This is a genomic window from Bacillus sp. TH50 (genome assembly GCF_016650565.1).
Lineage (GTDB): Bacteria > Bacillota > Bacilli > Bacillales > Bacillaceae_G > Bacillus_A > Bacillus_A mycoides.
This window is the reverse complement of sequence record NZ_JAEKFM010000008.1, coordinates 1-24,939: the sequence shown is the minus strand read 5'-3', so window position 1 is coordinate 24,939 and position 24,939 is coordinate 1. Positions and strand designations below refer to the sequence as shown.

At 32.1% G+C, this 24,939-nt stretch carries 11 protein-coding genes and 11 pseudogenes; 10 read left to right on the top strand and 12 right to left on the bottom strand.

Features of this window, described 5'->3' with window-relative positions:
* Positions 1-604 precede the first annotated feature (604 nt).
* From JFU23_RS28195 to JFU23_RS28170, 6 genes and pseudogenes are all read left to right on the top strand, one after another.
* Positions 605-1,318: a response regulator transcription factor gene (locus JFU23_RS28195; RefSeq protein ID WP_002069741.1), complete on the top strand. Its 714-nt coding sequence runs from the start codon at positions 605-607 to the stop codon at positions 1,316-1,318.
* A complete protein-coding gene (locus JFU23_RS28190) occupies positions 1,315-2,394 on the top strand; it encodes a sensor histidine kinase (RefSeq protein ID WP_016119293.1) in 1,080 nt (359 codons plus the stop codon). Before JFU23_RS28195 ends, JFU23_RS28190 begins: the two co-directional genes overlap by 4 nt.
* Positions 2,395-2,470: 76 nt before the next feature.
* Complete coding sequence (locus JFU23_RS28185; RefSeq protein WP_201033332.1) at positions 2,471-2,968, top strand: DM13 domain-containing protein; 498 nt, start codon at positions 2,471-2,473, stop codon at positions 2,966-2,968.
* A 71-nt stretch (positions 2,969-3,039) separates the two neighbouring features.
* A pseudogene (locus tag JFU23_RS28180) lies at positions 3,040-3,131 on the top strand (IS6 family transposase); the annotation flags it as partial.
* 1,242 nt (positions 3,132-4,373) lie between these two features.
* A complete protein-coding gene (locus JFU23_RS28175) occupies positions 4,374-6,575 on the top strand; it encodes a M60 family metallopeptidase (protein WP_201033331.1) in 2,202 nt (733 codons plus the stop codon).
* Between the two features lie 138 nt (positions 6,576-6,713).
* Positions 6,714-6,906 (top strand): annotated as a pseudogene (locus JFU23_RS28170) (IS4 family transposase); the annotation flags it as partial.
* 319 nt (positions 6,907-7,225) lie between these two features.
* Here the strand turns inward: JFU23_RS28170 and xerS are convergent.
* The 3 genes and pseudogenes from xerS to JFU23_RS31110 all read right to left on the bottom strand — a co-directional run.
* The gene (xerS, locus tag JFU23_RS28165; protein ID WP_002169382.1) at positions 7,226-8,299 is read right to left on the bottom strand and encodes a tyrosine recombinase XerS; all 1,074 of its coding nucleotides are present in this window, start codon (positions 8,297-8,299) and stop codon (positions 7,226-7,228) included.
* Between the two features lie 2,446 nt (positions 8,300-10,745).
* On the bottom strand, positions 10,746-10,976 hold the full coding sequence (locus tag JFU23_RS31280) for a DNA cytosine methyltransferase (RefSeq protein ID WP_372362960.1): 231 nt from the start codon (positions 10,974-10,976) through the stop codon (positions 10,746-10,748).
* Between the two features lie 911 nt (positions 10,977-11,887).
* Positions 11,888-12,040: pseudogene (locus JFU23_RS31110) on the bottom strand (ABC transporter permease); the annotation flags it as partial.
* Between the two features lie 162 nt (positions 12,041-12,202).
* Between JFU23_RS31110 and JFU23_RS28150 the strand changes: the two are divergent.
* From JFU23_RS28150 to JFU23_RS28140, 3 genes and pseudogenes are all read left to right on the top strand, one after another.
* A pseudogene (locus JFU23_RS28150) lies at positions 12,203-12,435 on the top strand (CGEA protein).
* Positions 12,436-12,650: 215 nt separating this feature from the next.
* On the top strand, positions 12,651-12,896 hold the full coding sequence (locus tag JFU23_RS28145) for a CGEA protein (protein WP_085311207.1): 246 nt from the start codon (positions 12,651-12,653) through the stop codon (positions 12,894-12,896).
* Between the two features lie 31 nt (positions 12,897-12,927).
* Positions 12,928-13,904, top strand: a pseudogene (locus tag JFU23_RS28140) (CgeB family protein).
* A 125-nt stretch (positions 13,905-14,029) separates the two neighbouring features.
* On the opposite strand, the gene pseI reads toward JFU23_RS28140, so the two are convergent.
* The 9 genes and pseudogenes from pseI to JFU23_RS28095 all read right to left on the bottom strand — a co-directional run.
* The gene (pseI, locus tag JFU23_RS28135) at positions 14,030-15,079 is read right to left on the bottom strand and encodes a pseudaminic acid synthase (RefSeq protein ID WP_002169371.1); all 1,050 of its coding nucleotides are present in this window, start codon (positions 15,077-15,079) and stop codon (positions 14,030-14,032) included.
* Complete coding sequence (gene pseH / locus JFU23_RS28130; RefSeq protein WP_201033330.1) at positions 15,072-15,632, bottom strand: UDP-4-amino-4,6-dideoxy-N-acetyl-beta-L-altrosamine N-acetyltransferase; 561 nt, start codon at positions 15,630-15,632, stop codon at positions 15,072-15,074. The genes pseI and pseH overlap by 8 nt, the downstream gene beginning before the upstream one ends.
* A 1-nt stretch (position 15,633) precedes the next feature.
* Positions 15,634-16,719, bottom strand: a complete 1,086-nt coding sequence (gene pseG, locus JFU23_RS28125) for a UDP-2,4-diacetamido-2,4,6-trideoxy-beta-L-altropyranose hydrolase (protein WP_201033538.1) — start codon at positions 16,717-16,719, stop codon at positions 15,634-15,636.
* Positions 16,720-16,772: 53 nt separating this feature from the next.
* Positions 16,773-17,769 (bottom strand): annotated as a pseudogene (locus JFU23_RS28120) (glycosyltransferase family protein).
* Positions 17,770-18,966: pseudogene (gene pseC / locus JFU23_RS28115) on the bottom strand (UDP-4-amino-4,6-dideoxy-N-acetyl-beta-L-altrosamine transaminase).
* Between the two features lie 12 nt (positions 18,967-18,978).
* Positions 18,979-19,942: pseudogene (locus JFU23_RS28110) on the bottom strand (dTDP-glucose 4,6-dehydratase).
* Positions 19,939-20,964 carry a polysaccharide biosynthesis protein gene (locus tag JFU23_RS28105; RefSeq protein WP_201033329.1) on the bottom strand — a complete coding sequence of 342 codons (1,026 nt, stop codon included), beginning with the start codon at positions 20,962-20,964 and terminating at the stop codon, positions 19,939-19,941. Before JFU23_RS28105 ends, JFU23_RS28110 begins: the two are co-directional and overlap by 4 nt.
* Before the next feature lie 228 nt (positions 20,965-21,192).
* Positions 21,193-22,597, bottom strand: a pseudogene (locus JFU23_RS28100) (CDP-glycerol glycerophosphotransferase family protein).
* Positions 22,598-22,603: 6 nt separating this feature from the next.
* Positions 22,604-23,367: pseudogene (locus tag JFU23_RS28095) on the bottom strand (glycosyltransferase family 2 protein); the annotation flags it as partial.
* Positions 23,368-23,676: 309 nt separating this feature from the next.
* On the opposite strand from JFU23_RS28095, the pseudogene JFU23_RS28090 reads away from it, so the two are divergent.
* A pseudogene (locus JFU23_RS28090) lies at positions 23,677-24,939 on the top strand (glycosyltransferase family 2 protein); the annotation flags it as partial.

Sequence of the window (24,939 nt, the reverse complement as noted above, 5' to 3'; positions counted from 1 at the left end):
CATTTCTAATGTCCATGAAACAACAAGTCGAGAATGGCCGTAGGACCTTCGTCTTTGATAGTAATGGATATTACAAGGTGAAAAGTTAGTTAATAATAGGCTAGTACTGTTGCAGATAATGGTAGCGCCCCAGTTGTAGCTTCTAGTGAATTCATTTTAAAACCTGAGAATACAACTGCACCAGGCAATAATCACAAATGGGAGTTAGAAAGTATTAAGTAAAGAGTCATGCAATATATGTACCCTCTATCCATATGAATAGGGGGTATATATAGATTTCTAAATATAACAAGTCTTTCTATACATTTGTTACCCCTACTCCATACGCCACAAACTGAAGACTCCTCAGTATTTATTCTTTTAGGAATGGTATATAAACAGAATTTACCTAGTCATACAAGTAATCAAGTGTTAAAATTACCTTCTGAATTATAGAATCACCTTTAATAATTTTTAATGAATATAAGATCAAAGTGTTGGATTCCGACTTACTAATACTGTCAGTGATAACATCTGCATCTCCAAGTTCCATAGATTTATTAGATGAAAGCAGATAAAAGAAACATTTCAATTGTGATTTATGCACAAGAAGCGAGGATTATATATGAAAAAAAGGATTTTAATCGTAGAAGATGAAGAAAACATTCGAGAAGTATGCAAACGGTATTTAGAAAGAGAAGGATACGAAGTATATACAGCTATGAATGGAATGGAAGGCTGGGATGTATTTCATCAATATCAACCAGATTTAATTATTTTAGATCTCATGATGCCGAAAAAAGATGGATGGGAATTATGTGAGGAAATTCGTCAACAATCAAATGTTCCTATTATTATGTTAACTGCTAAGGGAGAGGAAAGAGATCGAATTTTAGGTTTAACAATGGGAGCAGATGATTATGTAACAAAGCCGTTTTCACCTCGTGAATTAGTATTAAGGGTTCAAATTATACTAAGAAGAGGCAATCAAATACCGATACAAGCAAAAGAATCCCTATCAGAAGTAATAGAATTTCCAGATTTGAAAATTTATCCAAAGACGAGATGTGTACTTGTTTGTGAAAATAAAGTGGAATTAACGGTGAAAGAATTTGAGGTACTTTATGTCATGGCACAGCATCCAAAACAAGTATTTTCTCGTTCGCAACTTCTTGAACTTATTTGGGATTTTGAACATGAAGGGGGCACAAACACAGTAACCGTGTTAGTGAGTCGTTTACGTGACAAACTGGAGAAGCATACGATAAAGAATCGTTGGATTCATACTGTTTGGGGAATAGGATATCGCTTTGAGCCAAATGGAGGAAATGAAACATGAGATTACGCATTCAATTGTTATTGATGAATTTATTAAGTACCAGTATCCTGGTAATTGCTATATGGTATAGTGAAACGCAAATGTTACTTGAACCAGAACAAACACGGTTATTAACAGTAATTGCGGTTGTAGGACTGATTATTTCAACGTTTATTTACTGGTTAATGACACGCCCTATCATGAGGTCCATTCAAAATTTAATTGAACTAACGAAACAATTTAGCGATAGACAATTTGAAACGAGGTATATAATTGGAAAAGAACCACGGGAGTTTAAAGAATTAGCAACAGCCTTCCAACAGATGGCCAAAAATTTGGAAGAAGGGTTTACTAAGTTAGAAGAAGGGGAAAAAGCACGTAAAGAGCTCATTACGAATATTTCACACGACTTACGAACACCTATGGCTAGCATACAATTGATGATAGAAGCATTACAAGATAATCTGATTGAAGATCCTGAAATGAGAAATCAGTACTTAGTTACGATTTTAAAAGAAATAAAAAGATTAAGTGGATTAATCAATGACTTATTTGACCTTTCAAAGTTAGAAATTGGGCAAGTAGATTTTCATCCAACTTTAATACATATGGACAAAGTCCTATTGAATGTACTAGAGGCACATTCTGTCTTATTAGCAAACAAACAGATCGATTTACAATTGGAGGTTCCTGAGACATTACCTCGACTTTTAATTATGCCGTGTAAAATAGCACGGGTCATTAGTAATTTGTTAGATAATGCAATCCGGTATTCACCTGTCTCTGGAACAATCCAGCTGATTTTAGAGGAAAATAAGCAAAAGCAACAAGTCCAATTCATTTTGCGTGATGAAGGAGAAGGAATTACTCCAAATGACCAACTACGCGTATTTGAACGGTTTTTTAGAACAGATCAATCAAGAAGTTCACAATCTGGAGGATCCGGTCTCGGACTAGCCATTACAAAATCATTGATTGAAATGCATAGTGGAGAAATTGGTGTGAGAGATCGTTTAGACGGCAAACAAGGAAGTGAATTTTGGTTTACTCTTCCCATCACATCAGAAAAAAATAAGACCGCTGAAAGACTTTTGTAATACTTATATTATAGAAATGAAAGACTTCCTTGTTAACATACTACTACACAGTATGTTACAGGAGGTTTTTTATTTTATGAGAAGAAAACATGTATTGCTTATAGGAGGTTTTATTATTGTCGGGGGAATTTTATGGTCTTTGTTCCGCCCCGAGAAATTATTTATTGATAAGCAAGTGAATGAAGCATTGCCACAAACAGAAATACAATCAAACGAAACAAAACAACAACAAGAACGAGTAATAAGTGAAGGGCAGTTTCAAAATGGTGTCCATGAAACAACTGGAAGAGCAACAATCCATCAATTAGCGGATGGAAAACGCGTTTTACGACTTTCCAATTTTTCAACATCTAACGGGCCAGATGTTCGAGTTGTATTAATTCCTACAAACCATTTGAAAAATAATGAAGACGTGAAAAATCATCAGTATATTGAATTAGGAAAATTAAAGGGAAACAAAGGAGACCAAAACTATGGAATTCCTGAAGGAATAGATGTAGGTACATACGGTTCGGTTTCTATATGGTGTAAAAGGTTTAATGAAAACTTTGGTGCGGCTTATTTTGAAAAATAAGAAAGAGGGTTCTGTTGCAAAGTTTTTAAAGTAAGCTAAACTCTGTAACAAGCAAACGAGGAGTATAACAGATGAGATATTTTAAAGGAAAACAGTTCAAGAAAGATATTATCGTGGTAGCCGTTGTTTTTCTTTAAGCTATTGCGATGTGTCTGAAATTCTATAGGAACATGGTATTTCTATAAAAAACAATGTGTCAAAAAGTTCGAGATAACATTTTAAAGTACTTCAAAAATATATAGACCTTTTGAATCATTTGTGAGTTTTTCTAAACGATTTCTTTCAAGTTGATTTAATTCTTATTATTCACCAGAAGTAAATGAAAATATACAAATAAATTGATATAGATATAGTATAGATAAATAGAGAAGAATGAATAATTCTTTAATATATTTAAATTATATATAACTGAAGCAATCCCTTTATAAAAAGTACCCATTTTCATGTCTTTTTACACAAGATTAAATGAATATAATTCTGTAAATCTATAAAAATTCCGTTTAGACTTTCTTGTCCCAGCCAATATCTAAAAGTGAAAGTTCAGACTTTCTTGTCTAAATAGTTTAGAGTTTCTTGTCCTTGTACAACAACAAGATAAGTGTAGAAAGACATGAAAGTAGGAACTAATTTTCTAGCGTAAAATGTTGAATTACCAACAAATGTAGTTCATTTAGTACCCACTTTTTTGTCCGCATATCGTGACAAGAAAGTGGGTACTTCTTAATATGAAGACACCAAAGTGGAGATTTCCTGAATGGAAATGAACTATCCTGGGGTACAGCCGAGATATGTGTAAAAATAGGTTACAGACTTACTTTTATTTCTAATATAATTTAAAATCGGATTTTTGTTTTTTGATAAAACCCCTTCATTCGTCTAAGAAGTACGGCGACGATTCGTATATTGACCCGCCATATCTATAAAAAATAAAATTTCGTAATCTTTTTTACTTTTATGAATTTAAAATACTCTATTTAAAATATTTTTTAACATCATATATATCTATTAAATTTATCCCCATATAACACTTTATTTTTCAGTAAATGTTAAAAATTTTAAGCGCGTGTAAATTTTTAACATTTTTTATTTTTCTCAATTGTATAACTTTATTTTTGAATTATACTTAATGCGTAATCCTAAAATTAGGAAAGGTGCTTTGAGATAGGACATTTATCTTAAATTCTTACTTAGAGGAGTGACTTAAGAAATCAATGAAGGTAATGTGTTTCTAAATTAATTAGGAAAAGAATTTGAAGTGTTACTATGCTTTTTTGTACTCATCCAAAAATATAATCAACATTGCTTAAAATAAGTGTGCATTTAATAAATCCACTTTTGGCATTAGTGAGAAAACTGATATTTCGTATGTAAGTAATAACGAATTTGAACGAAAGGAATGATTTATATGAACAGAAGGGAAAATGGTAGATTACAAAAAACAATAAAGGTGTTTGCGACATCCGCTATTTTAGCAACCACGTTATTTGCACCTATTATGACAAACAATTTAGATGTACATGCTGAAACTACACAAACTGTAACTCAATTTGAACAAAGAGAGTTCGACCTTCCAGGTACAGGAAGTTTTTGGGATGAAGCAAAAAGAGAAAAAAGAGGTGAACAAAAAAATTATATGCCAACAGGAATTTATGTAAAACCTAATGAACAGGTTACTATTACAGTATCAGGAACGCAAAAGATTAGAGCCATTATTGGGACACATCAATATGATAAAGAATGGGGAAAAGAAATTGATCTTTCTCCTGGCTCTAATACCATCTCTTCTCCAAACGGCGGCGTATTAGGATTTGATAATTATCAAGGTACAGGAACAGTTAAGGTGCAGGTAACACAAGGTGGTAGTCCTATTCCATTCTTTGAATTAGGGAAACACACGAAAGAAGACTGGATTGCCATGATGAACAAATATCCAGATGCACATGCAGTACAATTGAAATCAGAACGAGCAGTACTAACTGTAACTCGTGATAGTGCCAATAAATATATTGTAAATCAAGATCCTGTGCCACTATTAAATAAATATGATGAAATGATTCGAGCGCAAGACAATATATCGGGGCTATCTGAAACAGATCCTAATCCTTTACATCGTTCAACTCGTCGTATTTGGGCCTTTGTAGAAAACCCTAATGCACAAAGTTGGGACATGTATGCAAGTAGGGATGGAGCCGTATTTACGACTGCTGGTGAAGCTATCAAAAGTACTTTAAATGTCAATGAGTTTGGATGGGGACAAATGCATGAAGCAGGACATGCGCGACAACAATATCCATGGACGTGGAATGATTTAAGAGGGATGGGTGAAGTAACTAATAATCTATATTCTTTAGCGGCATTCAAGAAAATATATCCAAATAAACCAACACGTTTAGATACAGAGGGAGATTATAATAGAGCTTTTGCGTATTTAAAACAAACCAATAAAGAATATAAAAATATTGACGACCTGTTTGTAAAACTTGTTATGCTTTGGCAGCTTCATTTGGCATATGGGGATGATTTTTATCCAAATCTTCACAAATTATATCGTGAGATACCAGAGGATCAACTTCCCAAAACAGACGAAGATAAAATACAGGCATTTATTTACAATACATCGAAAATAGCAAAACAAAATTTACTTCCGTTTTTTGATCAGTGGGGATTAAAGGCAACCCAAGAAACGAGACAAAAAGTAGAAGCTTTAAATAACCCAACATTAATTGCACCTATATGGGCAGCGACGGATGCTAAACCTGTAAAACCACTTGCTGTATTGTCTAAAAAAATAATGAAGGCAAGTGCAAATAGTGAGGAATCAACGGGTTCAGCTGGTAAGGCGATAGATGGAAAAACAGATACATTTTGGCATAGTAGTTGGACACCAAATCAATATCCTTACAATTTGACACTAGAACTTGGTGATACACGCACCATTTCACAATTGGCATATCTTCCAAGGCAAGATGGGTCAGAAAATGGCCGTATTTTAGCTTACAATATTTATACGAGTGTAGATGGCGTTAAGTATGACAAAATATCATCAGGAACATGGGAAAATAATAGTGATAAGAAAAACGCAACATTTGATCCTATTACTGCAAAATATGTAAAAGTAGAAGTAACGAATGGACAGAATGGATTTGCCTCAGCAGCTGAAGTAGATATTCTAACTGATTCTCCATCTGTTAAACCATACGTATTGCCTAAAAATACGATGAAAGCAAGTTCAAATAGTGAGGAATCCAGTGGTTCAGCGAGTAAGGCAATCGATGGAAAACCTGATACACTTTGGCATAGTAGTTGGACACCAAATCAATATCCTTACAATTTAACATTGGAACTTGATAAAAATCAAACAATTTCAAAAGTTGACTATCTCCCAAGACAAGACGGGTCAGAGAACGGCCACATTTTAGGCTACAATATTTATACGAGTGTAGATGGCGTTAAATATGACAAAGTATCATCAGGAACATGGGGAAATAATAGTGATAAGAAAACGGCAACATTTACCCCAGTTACTGCAAAGTATGTAAAAATGGAAGTAACGAATGGACAAAATGGATTTGCTTCAGCAGCTGAAGTAGACATTTGGGGATATTAATCGTTTACACAAATGGCTGGGGGATCTTCAAATGATTGAGAAGTATAGCACGTCGCTATCAAGCTAAAAAAGTGTATCCATAAAACAAAAAAACGCTATTCTTTTTGTAGAAATATACAGAAAGGATGGCGTTTTTGTATGAATCTATCGATTCGGGATGAGTTTCATTTGTTCGCTAAAGAACTACAGCGATTCTATTACTTGATTATGTAGTCAGCTTTATGCAAATACAGCTACACTTATGAGTTCAGAAGGACTTAATCAACATTTTAATCGATGTGCTGTTTTATTTCTACAGAGTGTATTACGTAGATATATAACTGAAGCAATTTCTTTATAAAAAAGTACCCACTTTCTTGTCTAAAAAATATCCATTTTCATGTCTTTCTACAAGAGGGGAGAAAATAATTTACAACGTGCTTTCTCATCTTCACGTTAAATACTGATTTAACGTAAACAACAATTGTAGAAATCTAAAATTTTTATTTATATCTACTAAGAGAGCGTTTTTATATTCCAATTAATGTAGATTTCAAACTATATATTTTTTACATAATAAAATCAAATGCGAAACGAATAATACATATCATTTTAACCCTAGTATAGGGAAAATAATAAAAGTTCAGCAATGTAAAATTGCTGAACTTTTATTATTTATTCTTTCCTATTCTGCCTAAGCTATCTTTAATAGTTGTTTCTCCAAGCTGTGTGTATAATAAGGCCGTATCTTGGCTAGTATGCCCAAGTTGCTGCATCACTTGTAACGAGTCTTTTTCTTCCATATATAACTTATTTGCCAATGTATGTCTTAATTTATGAGGAGACATTCTTTTACCAAAGGCCTTAGTATATTTTTCTACTATATCTTGGATAGCCCTAACTGAAAGAGGCTGTGCAGTATGTTTATACTTCGATAAGAATACATTTTTTAATTCTTTCCCTGGAGCATATTTTTTATCTCTAATTTCCATATAATTTTCAAGATCATTCAATGCAATTGGAGTAATCCATACAGAATCTTCTTTGTTTCCTTTTCGTATTACATCAATTAGCCTTTCTTTTAAGTTTATATCTTCCATACGAAGATCGGCCAATTCACTTACACGAATACCACTACCAAGAAAGAGAGAAAGAATAGCTACATCACGATCTTTATCTCTTAGGAAATAGAACAACTGATGTTTTGTTAAAGATTTTTCATGTTCGTACTTAATGTAATTCAAAAACTCTTGATCGTCATCATTATGAAATATTTTAGATCTCATACGTTTTGCACGGGCATTTAATGTTTCCTTATCTTTATGTATTTCAATTTTAGCCATTACATTTCTATAAAAATAACATTCTCCATCATCATTCTCTGATAGGGAGGTAAGGTACTTAAATAAAGACTTTAAGGCTGAAATTTTTCTGTTAACAGAGGAATTCTGCATATTTTGTTGTAGTTTTAAAAACCTCATAAAGTTCTCAACATCTTTTTTCTTTAAATTCTCCAAATCAGAGAAGGATATGTCTTTAATGGGCTTAAATTCAATAATTTGTTCAGATAATAGCCAATTAAAGAAAACTCTAAAATCATATACATAATTCAGTAGGGTGGAGGGAGAGGCATCATGCAATTCTTTGTACTCCACAAATTCTTCTATGTAAAAGGGCATTTCATTTAAATTCTCGTATAATTTCTTACGATGTACTGATTTTTGACGTTGCTTGCTGTAATCCATAAAAATCACCTCATATATACTATAACAGAAAAAATACACGAACACAAGTTCGCGTTAAATTCAATTTTTACACGAACTTATTTACATAATTAAATTATGAAATACTAAAATTCACTCGAAATTGAATGGGAAAGTGTAATTATTCTAATAAAATTTATAGATAACCAAGTGATAAATTCATATTTGGCGATAAAAATTATATATGTATATAAAATAAAACGATTTTCAAATATAAATTCTAACAAAATGAATACATAAACACAGTTTAAAAGTCGTTATAAAATGTGAATTGGTTAATTTAATCAAGGTTAATCAGGAGTTAGTTAGATCAACACAAGAAAAGCTCTTATAAATTAAAATGTAATTCACTATAAAAATTGTTTATGAGTAATTCAGCATTTGATTATTCTTATATAAAATATGAATTATATGGCGTATACCAATATACTAAGATTCATGCACTTGGGCTTGAAATCCCTAGTTACTGTATTTGATTTTTATATAATCGTATTATTGTGCGTAAAATTGGTATTTCGTGCGAAGTTGCTGAGGGTTTGTTTTTTCTCCCTTTTTTCAATTCTTTTATGTTCATCCAACAGAACTCATTATTCACTTTTCATCAGTAAGTAAAATTTTTTGGTTCCAGATCTGTCCGCTTTTACATATCTTTGTTTATTGTACGTTTACTATTAGAGTGCAAACAACATAACAACACACATTTAGTTAAATTTAAGACAAAACAGCTAAGTTAATCCCTTAGGGGTAAATCGGCTGTATTATATTCGAAACTAAGGTGTTTATAATTCTATATGCCAATAGAATATTTTCTTTTGATATGATGTATTTATATAGATTTACACCTTTAGTAGCGTTATTTTCACTACGTTGGTATAAATCATCGAACACTTTTTGTATATCGTAATATTCTGCATGTTGTAATGTTGTACTCACCGATGTATTATTCCCCTTTCTTATGAAAAGTCCCATCATCTTACTCGATCCTGTGAGTTACATCTAGTTAATTTAGTTTTCAAAGAACAAGACTAGGGACTATCCCTCCACATTCGTTACATGCTTCGTCGGTACTTTGTCCCCACCTTCACAAGAATGAAGCAATTTCGGTTCGTTAGAACCTTATATGCATCTGTCCGCTAGTAGGCGTTGGTGACAGTTTCTTACTTACCACGTTCCGATTGACTTAGCTATACATATATCCTTAGGTGCTTGCTTTAAGCCTGTTATCTTTACACCCTCATCGTTAGATGTTCCGAATTTCGTATCCTTTACTCTTACTTTTCGGTAGATAACGTCATCATTGACGACATACAAATTTCTATTGTATTAATAATTTAGACCCGTACATTCGCAAGTTCGCCAGTCCGTTATTTTAGACATTCTCACCATAGATATTTTGTAGCATCCCGACCTATCCATTACCATATGATTTCTCACTTAGGTTTTGTTCAGCCGACTTCACCTAGCTTCATACAATTTGTGACTACTATCACGCCTTGCATGTAGGAGTATTAGATAAGTAGTTTCAGCTCAACCTGACGGCTTTCATTCCTACTTTCAGTCAAACAGTTGTTGTTATCAAATTAATAACCCTCCTACTTCGTGTTTGCACACTTATGAGGAAACGTGTCGCACAAAGGATTATTTTGTTCAGATTCTGGAAAAGTGTTAATATTCTTCATAAAGGAGGTCTACTAATGAAAAATTTATGGAGGAAAGTTTCTTTAATTGCTTTCATAGTAATTGTCCTTTTAATAATTTTCTATTTTGGCGGTATGTCACTTTTCTGGAACCAACCCTAAATTACATTCAAAAAATAAGCTCCACTTGGATAAAACTCAATATACTGTCAATACTGTATATGACACTTGATTTTCTCCTTGTTCCCCTTTGGAGATACCGAGCAGTTAGTGAAAACTCACTGCTCTTTTTGTTTGTCTGAATAAAATTATAAATCCCGGCCACTCTATAGATAGGCTGTTAAACAGCTATAATCGATTTGTAGAACCCAAACTCTTTCTCTCTTTCCTTGGAGGCGAGCAGTTAGCTTTTGCTAGCTGCTCTTTTTATTTCACTGTCACCCATTAGATAAACGTTCATATATTATTTTGTGCCATCCTTTTTATGAGTAAGCTCTTCATTTTATTTCCGCATAACCTTCATGAAAGAGCACTGTTCGAAGGTGCTCTTTTCTATTCGTCCGAATAAAATTCTGAATTATGTCCTATACTATAAATGGGCTGATACAGCTTGAATTCACAGTGACCTCTGTAATGTTCTTTTTCCCTTTCTCTGAGGGTTGAGCAGGTAGCTTTTGCTAGCTGCTCTCTTATTTTTTATTAGCTTGTCACCTTTTAATAAGGCACGTTCACTCATATACCCTCTCATTAAAAGAGGGCTTTTTTATTACATACAAAATGAATTTTTATAATTAACTAGCTATCAATTGACCCTGCAGCATATCAAGCAACTCTTCAAATATCGCTTCTAGAACATCAACTACAATACTATTGCCAGCTAATGCATATAACGTTGCATTTCGCTTTCCTGGCTTTGTTGGAAACTCCTTTAGCATAAGTTCATAATCTTCATCATTGAATCCTAGTAATCTCCAACACTCACGTTGTGTTAAATAACGATACTGTGGTTCGTTTAATCGAATAATTCCTGCATTTGGACAACGATCTTGTCTTTCGGTTATGGTATAACAATATTCATCAATTACATCTAGCTACCGTTTATAACTTCCCGTTGGATTGGGATTAAATTCTTTAATTTTATTTAGCATCGATGGAATGAGGAAGACAATTTACGATATACAGTGTTTGCGTATGACAATGAAATGCTAAAATCTAAATGATATGGAAGTTTAGCATTTAAAAGATAGGACTAAGAATATGAATGGAACAAAGTAATATTAATGATTACACTTGAAAACTATCTGAATTTTCGTTAACTTGTATATATTGTGAGCAGAATGAAAAATATCAAAAAGTTGATTTAGAAAAAGCACTGCCAAAATCTTCAGCAATGCTTTTCGATTAGACGTACTACGATAATGAGCGTCTACTTTCTTCTATATGTTTGCTCATGAATAGAATACAAATTTGTATTTAACATAAGTTCTGTATGTTTATATATATTTACTTTAATTTCAAAATACGTTCTATTATCCTTATTGTACATAAAGAAAGGTAGAGCATGCAAACAGGCTCTTATGCTATCTCACATAAGAATCTGCCCAAATCCTTGAACTACTCACCACTTAACGTCCTAACGGACTATTTGAAGTGGTGAGTAGTTCAAATATGTGCTCTTTTTATTTAATTTTGTTTACACACTTAAACGAAATTAGCATATATTATTATATACTAATCCAAGACTCATATAGTCTACTTTACTAAGAGCGCTCATCTATGCGCTCTTTTTTTGTTTTCAGATAACACTTCTGTTTAGTTTTCTTTTTGCTGTAAATGAGTTGCATCCCAAACTTCTCTTCCTAGCCTATATATTTCTCACATATCAGTCGGCCCTGTCCATTTCCCTGTTTTATCCCATTTCTTTAAGAAGGAACTCATTTTGGAATAAGACTTTAACAAAAGTATTTGCTGGTACATTTTGATTAACTTTACTCACAGCTCTAAAAGCAGATGCTCTTACAAGCTTATTTTTTTTATCATCACAATAATCCACTTTTAGATTAACACAAGGTTCTTCCTCATGTTTTTTTATTACATTTTTCATATTAGTGATACCACTTACTGTTTTTACGTTTTTATATAATTCTAGTTTTTTATTAGTCCAAACAGTTCATATTGCTACCACATACAATATAAAATGTTTGGACTGTATTATTTTAATCAAAACTTAAAGTTAGGAGGATTTAATATGGCAGATTGTACAGGTTTAGCCTGTTTTTTATTCTCTTCGTGGCCAACGGGAACAGTTGTTACAGTTACTACTAGATCAGGTCAAATTATTGGACCTGCTATTTTTTCACTGTTCTTTCCGAATATATGTGCAGTAGTATTGGTAGAAGAAGATGTGATAACCCCTCTTCTACCAATACTATATTCATAAGTTGTGAAGATATAGAAAGTGTTACTTTAATCACTCCTTAAGATGATTCATATTGTTCTAGCTTAATCCATATTTAAGACATTCTAATGAATGTCTTTTTTCATGAAAAATCTAATCAGCGTACCCTAAAATGTACCATTCTATTGTTTCAATAAATTGCCTTAATTTCATTTTTTCTCTTCTAAAGGTTACTTGTCTACACATCGTTCTACAAACTTTCATATGATATAGTATATTGTTTAAAGGAGGGATAAATTTGTTCTTATGCAATTTATTTGGTTGTTCAGGTGGAGTATGTAGTATTTTTAAAAATTTACAACCAGGCGAAGTCGTTACTGTTACTGGTAAATCTGGAAATATTATTGGACCTGCTATTTTTACAAATTTCAATCCTACTACTTGTATCGTCACATTAGAAGAGGAAAATTCAGTTACTCCTCCTACTACAAGTATTACTAAGATCAGTTGTAAAGAAATAGAAAGTGTTACGTTTATCTCATAATATATTTTAAACCTAAAGCAGGGATTGAAATATGAAACTCTTATACATTACTTCTGGTTACTCAAAAATCTATCAATATCTAGATCAAAGCATACAGAGAGCATTTATCGATCAAAATTTTGAATGGTTAGCAGTACAGCCGTGTGAATTACTCGAACAATTGGATTTCATTACGGCAACATTTCATCCTGATATTGTTTTCACCTTATTAGGGAATCATCTACCACAAAAAGCAATTCATTATTTTAAAAAAGGAACATTAAATTAGCTGTCTGGTTAACTGAGGATCCATTTTATATAGATACTTCGCTTCTTCTATTAAATAACTTTGATTTTATATTTACTATTGATAGCGAAGCACTTAAATATTACACAGCTTTAGGATATATCAATGTATATCACTTACCATTAGCAACTAATATAGATGTATTTAAACCTAGTCTAAAAAATCCAAAATATAAAAGTGAAGTTTTGTTCATTGGATATCCTTATCCAATCCGTGTGAAATTGATACAGTTTCTTTTGGAAAAAACCCCTTATCACTATACCATTATTGGTAAGCACTGGAGAAATAAGTTATTAAAAAAATGGAAAAATCACCGAAGAATTAAGATTATAGAAGAATGGATTCCACCTCAAGAAGTTGCTCTCTATTATAATAACGCTAGTCTTATATTAAATCCGCATCGTAGTCATCTATTTCCACAGAATAAAAATAAAAATAGAGTGAAAAATAATACTATTAATAATCGTACCTTTGATATTGCAGCTTGCCAAGGATTTCAAATTATTGAAGAAAAATCTGACCTTTCATCTTTCTTCAATAAAGATGAAATTATATCCTATAACAGCTTTGAAGACTGTTTAAATAAAGTATCTTTTCATTTGAATGATACGATTTCGAAAAGATTAATAGTCGAAAAAATTCATACAAAAGTTATTACACAGCATACTTTTCATGAGAGAATCCATTTTATTACGACTATTTTACAATCACAACTTCATTAGGTTATTAAATTAAAAATATCTTTTCTTCTATAATCATTCTGAATAACTTAAAATGCCTTTTCATTAAATTGAAAAGGCATTTTAAGTTATTCAACGAATTCCTAGTAGTATCTAATTGTACCCTATCAAATAAGATCCCACGAAACAGGCGTTCCTTTTTCAATGTCCTTATTCGCTTTCTTTCCGATAATTTTGGATAGGTGTTTTGGTAATAAGCCATTACCTGGTCTAATAGCTTTAATATTTTCTATCGTGAAAGCCTCTCCCGCTTTTATGTTTTCTACAACATATAATGACCTTCTAAATTTTAAAGAATCTTTTTCTAAATCAGTAGGGCCATAATATACTTTCCCCAAAGATTCCCATGCTTTTTCAGTTTCGCTTACTAATAATTTAAATTCAGCAGGTTCCATTGAAAAATCAGCGTCAACTCCTCCATCCGATCTCGAAAGCGTTAAATGTTTCTCAATTACTGTGGCTCCCAAGGCGACACTCGCTACAGATACTCCTACCCCAAGTGTATGATCAGACAAACCTACTTCACATTTAAATAACTCCTTCATATGAGGTATCGTAGCTATATTTGTAGATTTCGGAGATGCAGGATACGTACTTGTACATTTTAATAGAATTAATTCTTTACATCCCTCTTCTCTCGCAGCTCTTACTGTTTCATCTAATTCAGCAATAGAAGCCATACCTGTCGAAATGATTATTGGTTTTCCTGTCGTTGCTACTTTACGTATGAGGGGAATATCAGTATTTTCAAAAGATGCGATTTTATAACAAGAAACATTCAATGATTCTAGAAAATCTACAGCAGTTTCATCAAATGGAGTACTAAATGGTATCATTCCTAATTCTATACAGCGATCAAAAATGGGTTTATGCCACTCCCATGGTGTATATGCTTCTTTATATAAATGATAAAGTGTTTTACCTTTCCATAAGCTTTTCGTATCCTGAATTAAAAAATCACCATTTTCTATATTTAAAGTCATTGTATCTGGTGTATATGTTTGAATTTTAAATCCTTGTGCTCCAGCCTCTGCTGCTGCCTCTACAATTTGCAAGGCTCTATCTAATGATTGATTATGATTCCCTGACATTTCTGCAATAATAAATGGTGGCGAGCTATTGCCAATCTCTCTACCCCCGATATATAAATTACTCATATTTTTCACCTTCAATTTCTTTTTTTATAGCTTCTTTCCTTTCCATCCATTGTTCATAAAAAAGGGTCATTGTAATAACGTCGATAAATTCATTATCCCTGAAAATATGGTTCACATATCTTCCATCTTCCTGGAAGCCGAGTTTCTGATGAAAGTTTAAACTAATACGATTTGATTCTAATATTTCTGCACATACTTTTTGTATGCCATTTGTTTCAAAAATATAGTCTAATGCTACTATACCTAATACAGTTCCAGCACGCCTTACACTCTGTTTGCCTCCTATATAAAATCCCCAATTACAAGTTCGATCTATTTTATTTATTTTTGTAAAATTAACAAATCCAATTGGCTTTTCTTTATATATTAGTAATCTTGCAATCATTGTTTCATCATATTTTAGTTTTTCAAACCATTTATAGTGTTCGTCTATTGTTATTTTATGATCTTCGTACATAACAGAACGAATTTCTTCTGTATTCCTCCACTTTAAAATAAGATTTAAATCTTTCTTTTCTATACATTTCAAATGGAATTTTTCAATGTTTAACATACTATCCTCCTAAAATAATTTTTGTTATTTCATCCGAATTACTGGCACACTTTATGGCAAGAGCTTTATTAGACATTTCTCTCACTTTATCTGAATCTGTTAAAAGTTTGTTTAGACATTTCGTAATGGTTTCATCTGAAACACTTTCAGCTGTACCGATATTCCATGTAGCTCCAACCTTCGCTACAGCCTGGGTTACTTCAATTTGATTTTGGGCAGTTGTAATTGTTATAGAAGGTAATCCAAGAAAGCAGCGTTCCCATGTGGTTGTGCCCCCAGCTCCTATCCCAAAATCAGCTTGTACGAGAAGCTCTTCCATATTCTCTATTTGACAATAAAATGAGGCGTTACAAACACTCTTACAATAAGTTTGAATCTCCTCTTTATGCGGATTTTTGCTCCCTACCACCACGTCTATTTTTAAGTTATCTTTATTTATATTTTGTAAGGCTCTTAACGTTTTTAATGTCTCATTTGTTACATCATGTCCACCAAAAAAAATAAAGATTCTCTCAATTTCTCCTGTTCTTTTTCGTGAAAATTTCTTAGCGGCATGAAACTCTGGCCGTAGTATAGCGTATTTAGGCCCCAATTTTACTAATGAGTGCTCTGGTATTAAATCTTTATAGCGACCATTAAGGTTATCGTATAAATTTTGGTCTAGTAACAAATCACAGTCGTGCATTCGATCTGCAAGATCATCAATTACCATAATCTTTTTTACAGTTTTTCTTAAAACAGTTTCCCATTTTTTATCTAATCCATAATGATCAACTATTAACCAATCAAATCGTGGGAGTTGTGACAATATATCATTGGTTTGTTGTGCATCAACAAACCAATGATATTTTAGCCAATTTAAATAACTTCCATATACTGCATTTGAGTATTCAGTATTTTCATCATTTGTATCTAATAAAAATACGTGGAATCCCTTACTTAAAATATATTGCTGAAGATCACCTTGTAGCTTACGACAAATGAAATAAATTTGCGCACCTTTATTCTGTAACTCCTGAGCCAGTGTTAAACAACGCATAATATGACCAGTACCTATCTCAATAGATGCGTCGGCGCGAAAGGCAATTTTTTCTCAAGCAAGTTACTCCCTCCTCACTAAAAGCACTACAATTTATTAATTTATAATTTTGTTTCTCTATTTAGCTCATCTACTAATGATTGTTGATTTGCCCATTTCAATTTCACATGACTATTAATTTGAATAAGTTCAGAATTTCGAAGGATGTAATCTTTTATTTGATGAAAAAATAAAGGTTTAGATTTTACATTCAAAATTTTATAAAGTTTATTGAACATATCTAGATCTGGTTGTTCGTCTAATGTTAACCTCCAAGTAGGATAACAAAATGCTGGGGGAGTTTCACTATATTGATACGGAATAAATGTGGATTATTAATAAAATAAAACGGAAGGTATTCTGCATAGGTTAAAGGTTTTTGGGTTTGTAGTAGTCGTTCGATTGCCTCTAATGTAAAAATATCGCCTGCTGTTCCGACAGGTAACGTACTTAACTCTGCCTGTGTATAATCTGCACCGCTTTTTAAATGTTCATCTAGTAAAAAAGCATTAATTTCTGGTGACACAGCTGGGCAATCCCCTGTAATCCGTATGACAATATTTGCATTTTCTTGTTTTGCAGCTTGGAATATGCGATCTGCGGTATTTTCTGGATCGCCCCTAAAAATCTTAACTTCCCCATCTAAATCAAATTTTTCCAAAGGATCATCTTGCGTAACATCTGAAGTAGCAAGTATGACCTGGTGTTTTCCTGGAATAGCTAATGTATTTACTAGACATCGTTCAATGGAAGGAACTCCGTGTATTGGCAATATCGCCTTTAAAGGTAACCTAGTAGATTTTAACCGGCAAAGTACAATTATTACTACCTTTGGAGGTTCAATCACCTCTTTTGTTAATGGGGTACCTGCTAGACAAATTATATACAGCTACCTGAGGTAATAATTCCTCTAGCTTCAAGCTCGTTCAGTGCATTTTCAACAATATCTAGTTCCATATCAACTTTATTAGCTGTAATGATTTCTCCTTTTTTTATATCAACTTTTGTTACTGCTCTTAACAACTTTTTGTTTCGCAATTCTAATAACACCCCTTTCATTTAATGTTTAGCAACTCTATAAAACGAAAGAACTTTTCTTACTGCTTTTATTACATCCCATACATCATCCTCTGCCATTTTAGGAAATAGAGGAAGAGTAATAATTTCCTCGTATAAATTTTCTGCTTCTGGACAAAGGCCCTTTTCATAACCTAATTTTTGATAAAACGGTTGTAAATGTACGGGAATATAGTGCACATTCACACCAATATTTTCTTTTTGTAATGCCTCGTAAATTTCTTTTCGATTACATTTTAATAATTTAGTATTTATACCGGATGATATAAAGGTGCCAACTTGAATCGGTTTGAGGCAATTGCTTTGGTATGATGATTTCAGGTAAACAACTAAATTCTTTATTATAGATGTCTACATATTTCTTTCGAATCTTAATAAAAGACTCTAATTTACTTAACTGTGATAAACCAAGAGAAGCTTGTATATCCGTTAATCCTGTAGTTGTAACCTAAGAATTGCATTTCATAATACCAAGGCCCATGATTTTCAAGGAGTTTTTGAGGATTCCTTTCAATTCCATGCGTACGAAATTGAACAAGTTTTTCATAAAACAGAGGATTATTTGTGGTAATTACTCCGCCCTCTCCGGTAGTAATATGTTTCACCGGATGAAAGCTAAACATTGTCATATCACCAATTGAACCAATCTTTTTATTTTTATATGTGGCTCCTAATGCGTGAGCTGCATCTTCAATGATAATCAAATTATTTTCTTTTGCTATTTTTTCTATTGCATCTAACTCTACAGGCTGCCCAGTAAAGTGTACGGGAATGATGGCTTTTGTTTTGTTTGTAATCTTTTCCTCTATAGATTTAGGACTAATGTTATATGTTTCATTGTCAATATCGGCGAAGACCGGCTTTCCACCCTGGTATAAAATACAATTTGCACTTGCTACAAATGTCATTGGAGTTGTAATTACTTCATCTCCCTCAGTTATGCCAGCTGCATAGCAGGCAGCATGCAATGAAGCTGTACCATTTGAAAAAGAAACAGCGTATTTTGCTCCCAGCATATTTCGCTATAGCCTCCTCAAACTGTTGAACCATTGGTCCTGTTGTTAAAAAGTCTCCTTTTAATACGTCTACAACAGCTTGAATGTCACATTCATCAATTTGTTGCTGACCATATGGTAAATATGTTTCTCTAACAGGTTTTCCTCCATGTATACCGAGAATTTGCCTTGACCATTATTCTTTCTCCTTAGGATAAATTTTTAAAGATTTAATCCACTCTTCTGTTTTATTAACTCCATCTTCTAAAGAAACTTTCGGTTCCCAGTTTAATATTGTTTTTGCTTTTTCATAGTTACATAATAATTTTTGAATTTCACTTTGTGGATGGATATGAGTTACATGTTGAATATTTACTTTATTTCCCGAAATCAATTCTGCTAATTTATTAATGGATATATCTTGTCCTGTTCCAGCGTTGATAATATGCCCATTTGCTTTTGCAGAGTATCCTGCTGCCACAACAAAATCTGCACAATCTTCAACGTATAAAAGGTCTCTCGTTTGTTTTCCGTCCCCATAAATATTTAGTGGTACTTTATCTAATTTATTATTTATAAAAATGGCAACAACCCCACCTTCACCACCAGTTTTCTGGAATGGGCCATACGTATTAAATGGACGAATAACCACAACAGGGAGCTTATAAGCATAATAGTAAGATAACACCATGTTTTCAGCAGCTATTTTTGATCCAGCATATGGAGAAGCTGGTTTAATCGGATCTAATTCTGATATCCCTTGTATATTAGTAGCTTTATCATATACCATACAAGTACTCATAAAGACCATTTTGACATTATACTTATGACATTGTTCTAACAAATTAAAAGTACCTATTGTATCATTTTCAAAAGTCGTTCTAGCATCATCTATACTATCTTGAACATTAATACTTGCTGCTAAATGATAACAAAGGTCAAATGAATAATTTTCAAATAATTGAGTCAACTAATTTTTTATCTTTAATATCTCCTTGAATGCATTGCTTTAAATTTAAATCGTGTGCAAACTCGGTAATATTTGCAGTAGTTGAATTTGCTAAATTGTCTAATATCCACACTTCATGCTTATCCTGCAACAATTTCTTTACAACCCACCTACCAATAAAACCTGCACCACCAGTTACTAATATTTTCATAGTTTCTCCCCTCCTGCTAATAGTTGCTGGTTTAAAATTAAATTTCTAAGCTCTTCTTTTGAAATCGCATTTTGATGATCAGAACGGTAAAACCCTGCCTTCGCCCTTTTTGCATTTTCATATTGAGTACCCTTTTTTAATGGACTAGGTATGATAAACATATCTGGTAATTCAAAAGCCTGTAAAGATTCATCATATGTCATAAGTTCTTCATACATTTTTTCACCAGGTTTTAACCCAATCTCTTCAACCTTAATATTCTCCTTGGGCAACCCATACAACTTTGTGACTTCTTCTATCATCACTTCACTTAAATCATTTAATGAAATGACTGGCATTTTTAATATAAAAGTTTCACCACCCGTTGCTATTTTCATTGCCTCAATTGTTAACATAGTTGCTTGGTTCAGTGTCATCATAAATCTACTCATACTAAGATCCGTTACAGTTATTTTTTGATTTTGTTTAATTTGGTTTTCAAATAAAGGAATAACAGAGCCTCTTGACCCCATAACATTCCCGAAACGAACACTTGCGAATATCGTTTCACTTGAACCTTTTGAATATTCCGCTGACGTAATCAATCTTTCAGCAGTCAGTTTTGTTGCACCGTAATTATTTGTTGGTGAAATTGCTTTATCAGAGCTTGTGAAAATCACCTTTTTTACTTTCTGGGCAATTGCTGCTTTTATTACATTTTGTGTTCCCAAAATGTTGGTCAATACCGCTTCAAACGGATTATATTCACAAAATGAAACATGCTTCATCGCCGCAACATGGAACACATAATCAATATTTTCCATTGCGCTATATAGGCGATCATAATTTCGAATATCCCCAATTAAATAGCGAATATTTTGATTTTTACCCCTAAACTCTTCTTGTAATAAAAATTGATTATATTCACTTCTACTAAAAATTCTTATAACTTTTGGCTTTCCCTCTAAAACATTAGAAAGAATGCTTTTTCCAATTGTTCCTGTTCCACCAATAATTAAAACGTTTTTATCTTTAAAAAACATAGAAATGTATACCTCCTCTTATTAAAATAACTTTTAGCCAAGAATATTCTCTCCTCAATTCGTGTGTAGTTCTATAGGCAAACAATTAAGTGAGAGATAAACTAGCTTTTGCATATTGAAACATACGTTTTTATTGCAAATTTATGTTACATATTGATCATTAAAATCTGAGGATATGGTGTTGTTTTAGGAATCCCTTACTTCAAAAATAAATAAGGGATGATGAGCTCAATCTTTTTCACTTTGAATTAAATTTATCAATTTTTTAGTGCATGCTTCTTGCGGATAGTTTTCATTAATAAATTTTCTTCTTAATTCTTTCGCTAGATTTGATTGTGAAGAATCATTTAGGACCTTTTTAACTGTGCTAAGCATATCTTCAATAGAGTGATTTACAAGCCAATCTAGTGTATCGTAATATTTATAATCTCTATCTTCTAATAGCGATTTATAAACAACTACAGGTATATCTAATAACATTGCCTCTAACCCTACTGTTGAATTAGAAATAACCACAAGATTCGCATGTAAAATAACATCATACATGTTCACTTCATTTGTTATATATTTAACATTAGGATATAAGTTACTTAACCTAATATATTCTCCCACTAGGTTACGCCCTTTTTCCCAAGGATGAGGCTTTATAATAACCGTAATATTTTTGTCCTTCACTAACTTTTCTGTCAGTTCAATATAAAATGAAGTTTTAAATGGCTGGGTTGCAATAAAAATTACTTTTGTAGTGGGATCTATTTTTAATGTTTTAAAAAGCTCTTTCTTATCCATATATACCCTATTGAAGATGTCATCAAATCTGGGGTGCCCTATAATCTCAATTTGAGATTCACTGACCCCTTTTTGAAGGTACCAATCTCGTTCATATCTTCCATATACAACCTGTTTTGTAGCGAAAACTGGAAAGTATGCTTCTTCACCCATTATCGCACCATGCTGAAGACAATAACTCGGTATCCCTTCACTTTTAGATAGAAAAGTAAGAGCTCTGCTTGCTATATCCTCCGTTGTGCCAACAATCACACCAGAAATAACTTGTTCTTTAAAAATGAAATATGCCATATTAAGTTTCTCAATCATAATAGGGAGGTCGCTGAGTAATTTTTTTTGAAAAAACATGTTTGAAAATAGTGGATGTTTATTAAACTTTGAATAGATTTTTTTAGCCTTTTCGATAAAAACATGTGCAGTATTAGGGGCTTTATTTATATAATCTGGTGCACAAATTGTAGGAAGACCATAAAGTTCTGTCTTTTTTGATCTAGTTAATATCTTTGTATGATTTGGATTAAAGTGAGTAAAATTACTTACTGAAAAACGGAGATAATCTGAATTTAGAAGGATTGCTCCATTTCGATTTATTCTTTTTATTTTTGCTTGAAATGAAGACATTCTTTTTTCAAACTCTAACTGTAACTGTGTTTCCTCTATGGGCTCAATTGACAGTTGCTTATAAAAATCTATTTTCTTTCATTTTATTTTTAACATCTGCATCTAAATATTGATAAAAATTACTTAGTAATGGTAAAGGAATGTTATAATGCTTTAACTCTGAAAAAATATTTATATACTCTAGATTTAATAACCAGTAATTTTTCAAATAAATTTCACTCAACTTTTCACCCTCTTTTTTTCTTAAGTCTTCTCTTAATTCTTTACATGTTCTTTGTGGTGGTAATAATTGTACAAATTCATTTTTTTCTTCAGCAAATAACTGCGCATGTATTGAATGAGGAGTTATATAATTGATATCTAAAACTTCATCTAAAGGATGAAAATCCCAATAATGATTTAATCTCCAAAAAAGCGTGCATCTCCTATCCGATAAAACTGAGGATCTTCATCCCAGTAAGAATTCCACCTTTTTTCAAGAATTGGTAAAACAGAGGCTCTATGCATAATAGAACAATGATCAATTGTACATGGGGCATTATTAGTAACTTTTTTAGCAGGCCTTTCAACAATTTTGATTGGCAAATCTGATTCATCTATATGAATCGTTTTTGATGCAGAATATACAATTTGAACATCTTTATTCTTATCAAGATAACTAGACATCTTTTCGAGTCGTTCTTTTTCATATTGATTATCATCTGTAATATAAGTAATATATTCCCCTTTCGCATGTTTAAGTGCCTCATTAATTAAAGCAGCATATCTGACTTTTTTTGTCCGTTCAGAAATATGGGCTACATTACTTTTATAAAAATGTACATTTTCCTTGTTTATAAATGGTTGAATTACTTTCTGAGTCATTTCATTAGAATCATCGTCCATTATAAAAAGTTCAAAATCTTGAAAAGTTTGGTTTAATACACTTAATATCGATTTTGCTACAAATGTGGGCTTATTATAACTCGTCATTATAACTGAAATTTTAGGCAAATCTTCCTCTCCTCCTTATCAACAAATACAAAAACAGTTACGTTATTATATAAACAAGAAAGGACGAATCCGTTCCGATAATTTTTAAAAAGATTTATATATCTATTAAAATGATTAAGTAGCTATTTTATTTGCCCATATATCTTTTCCACTCCACTATAATCCATACCATATCTATTACACAAGTAATAAACTATTCAAGTATAAATAAGAAAGTATCAATAGCTAGAAACAGCTAACTCTAAGATTCAATTAGATTTCACCTAGAAAATACCAGCTATTCAATATTCTCAAAAGAGGTGACAGACTTTGCAACCCCTAATATCAATTATCCTTACTAGCTATAATAAACCATCATTAATCAATCAAGTTATTGAAAGTGTCCTAGATGCAAACTTATAAAGAATGGGAACTTTTCATTATGGATGATAACTCCTGTCCGGAAACTATAAATATTATAAAAAATTATTTAGATGATCCTCGAATTAATTATAAAAATAGTATTATACAAGATAATGAGAGATATAAAACTACAAGATATGCAACACTTATCAATGAGGCACTTCCATTAACCCATGGGGATTATATTTGTTATTTAACGGATGATACTATGTATCTTCCAAATAGATTAGCTGAAATGTTATCTTTCTTAGAAAAACATCCTGAAATAGATGTAGTGTACTCTTCTCAATACGTAAAATATGTTGATTATAACCTACAACCTACTACATGAATTTGTGAGAGAAGCTTCAAAAATTTTATATACAGCTGCAAATGTTGTAGATCACTGTTCAGTTATGCATACTAGAAGAATATTATTAAAGGTTTATGAAAAATATTGCGAATTATTGGGATACAAATCCTATATATTGGTTTGTTGGAGATGCAATGTTTTGGAAACGCCTAAATACATTCCAACCTTTTTATCCTATTAGCAAAGTGCTCGATATTACTTTTAAAACACCATTTTCTTTCCAAAACCTATATGCTAACCTCCCTTCAAAGGATTTAAATGGTATTTTGTTTAGTAATTCACAAGGTGAAGTATTTTTAATTGATAATTTTAAACGTAGGCTCATTTCAAAAGACATGCTTTCCTACTTCAAATATAATCAAAATGAAATTGTCTTAATCCCTGATCCATTCATCTACAAATATACAGAAGGTCCCCCCATAACCCTTGCAGAATCAATTCCAAATTTACGGGTTGTACAAAACGAAAAAAAGAGTTGTTTTATATAGAAAATAATCAAAAACGTCTTTTCATTAACACGATAGCATTTCGCAAATTTAAATTTACAGCTCAAGAAATTATTAAAGTTTCACAAAATAGTTTAGATCAATTTTCAGATGGACCACCTATTCATCCGAATTTATCCAATCAAACGATCCTCCCTGAAGGAAAAGTATTTATTTATCATCACAATTATTTCATTATGACAAATCACATGCTTCATCCAATAGATAAAGACATATTACAAAAACTTTATTTATTAAAGAACTGTATAGCAATTTCAAAGACCAATTTAGCCCACTTTAAGATTGGCCCTCCTATTTCATCATATCCCTCTC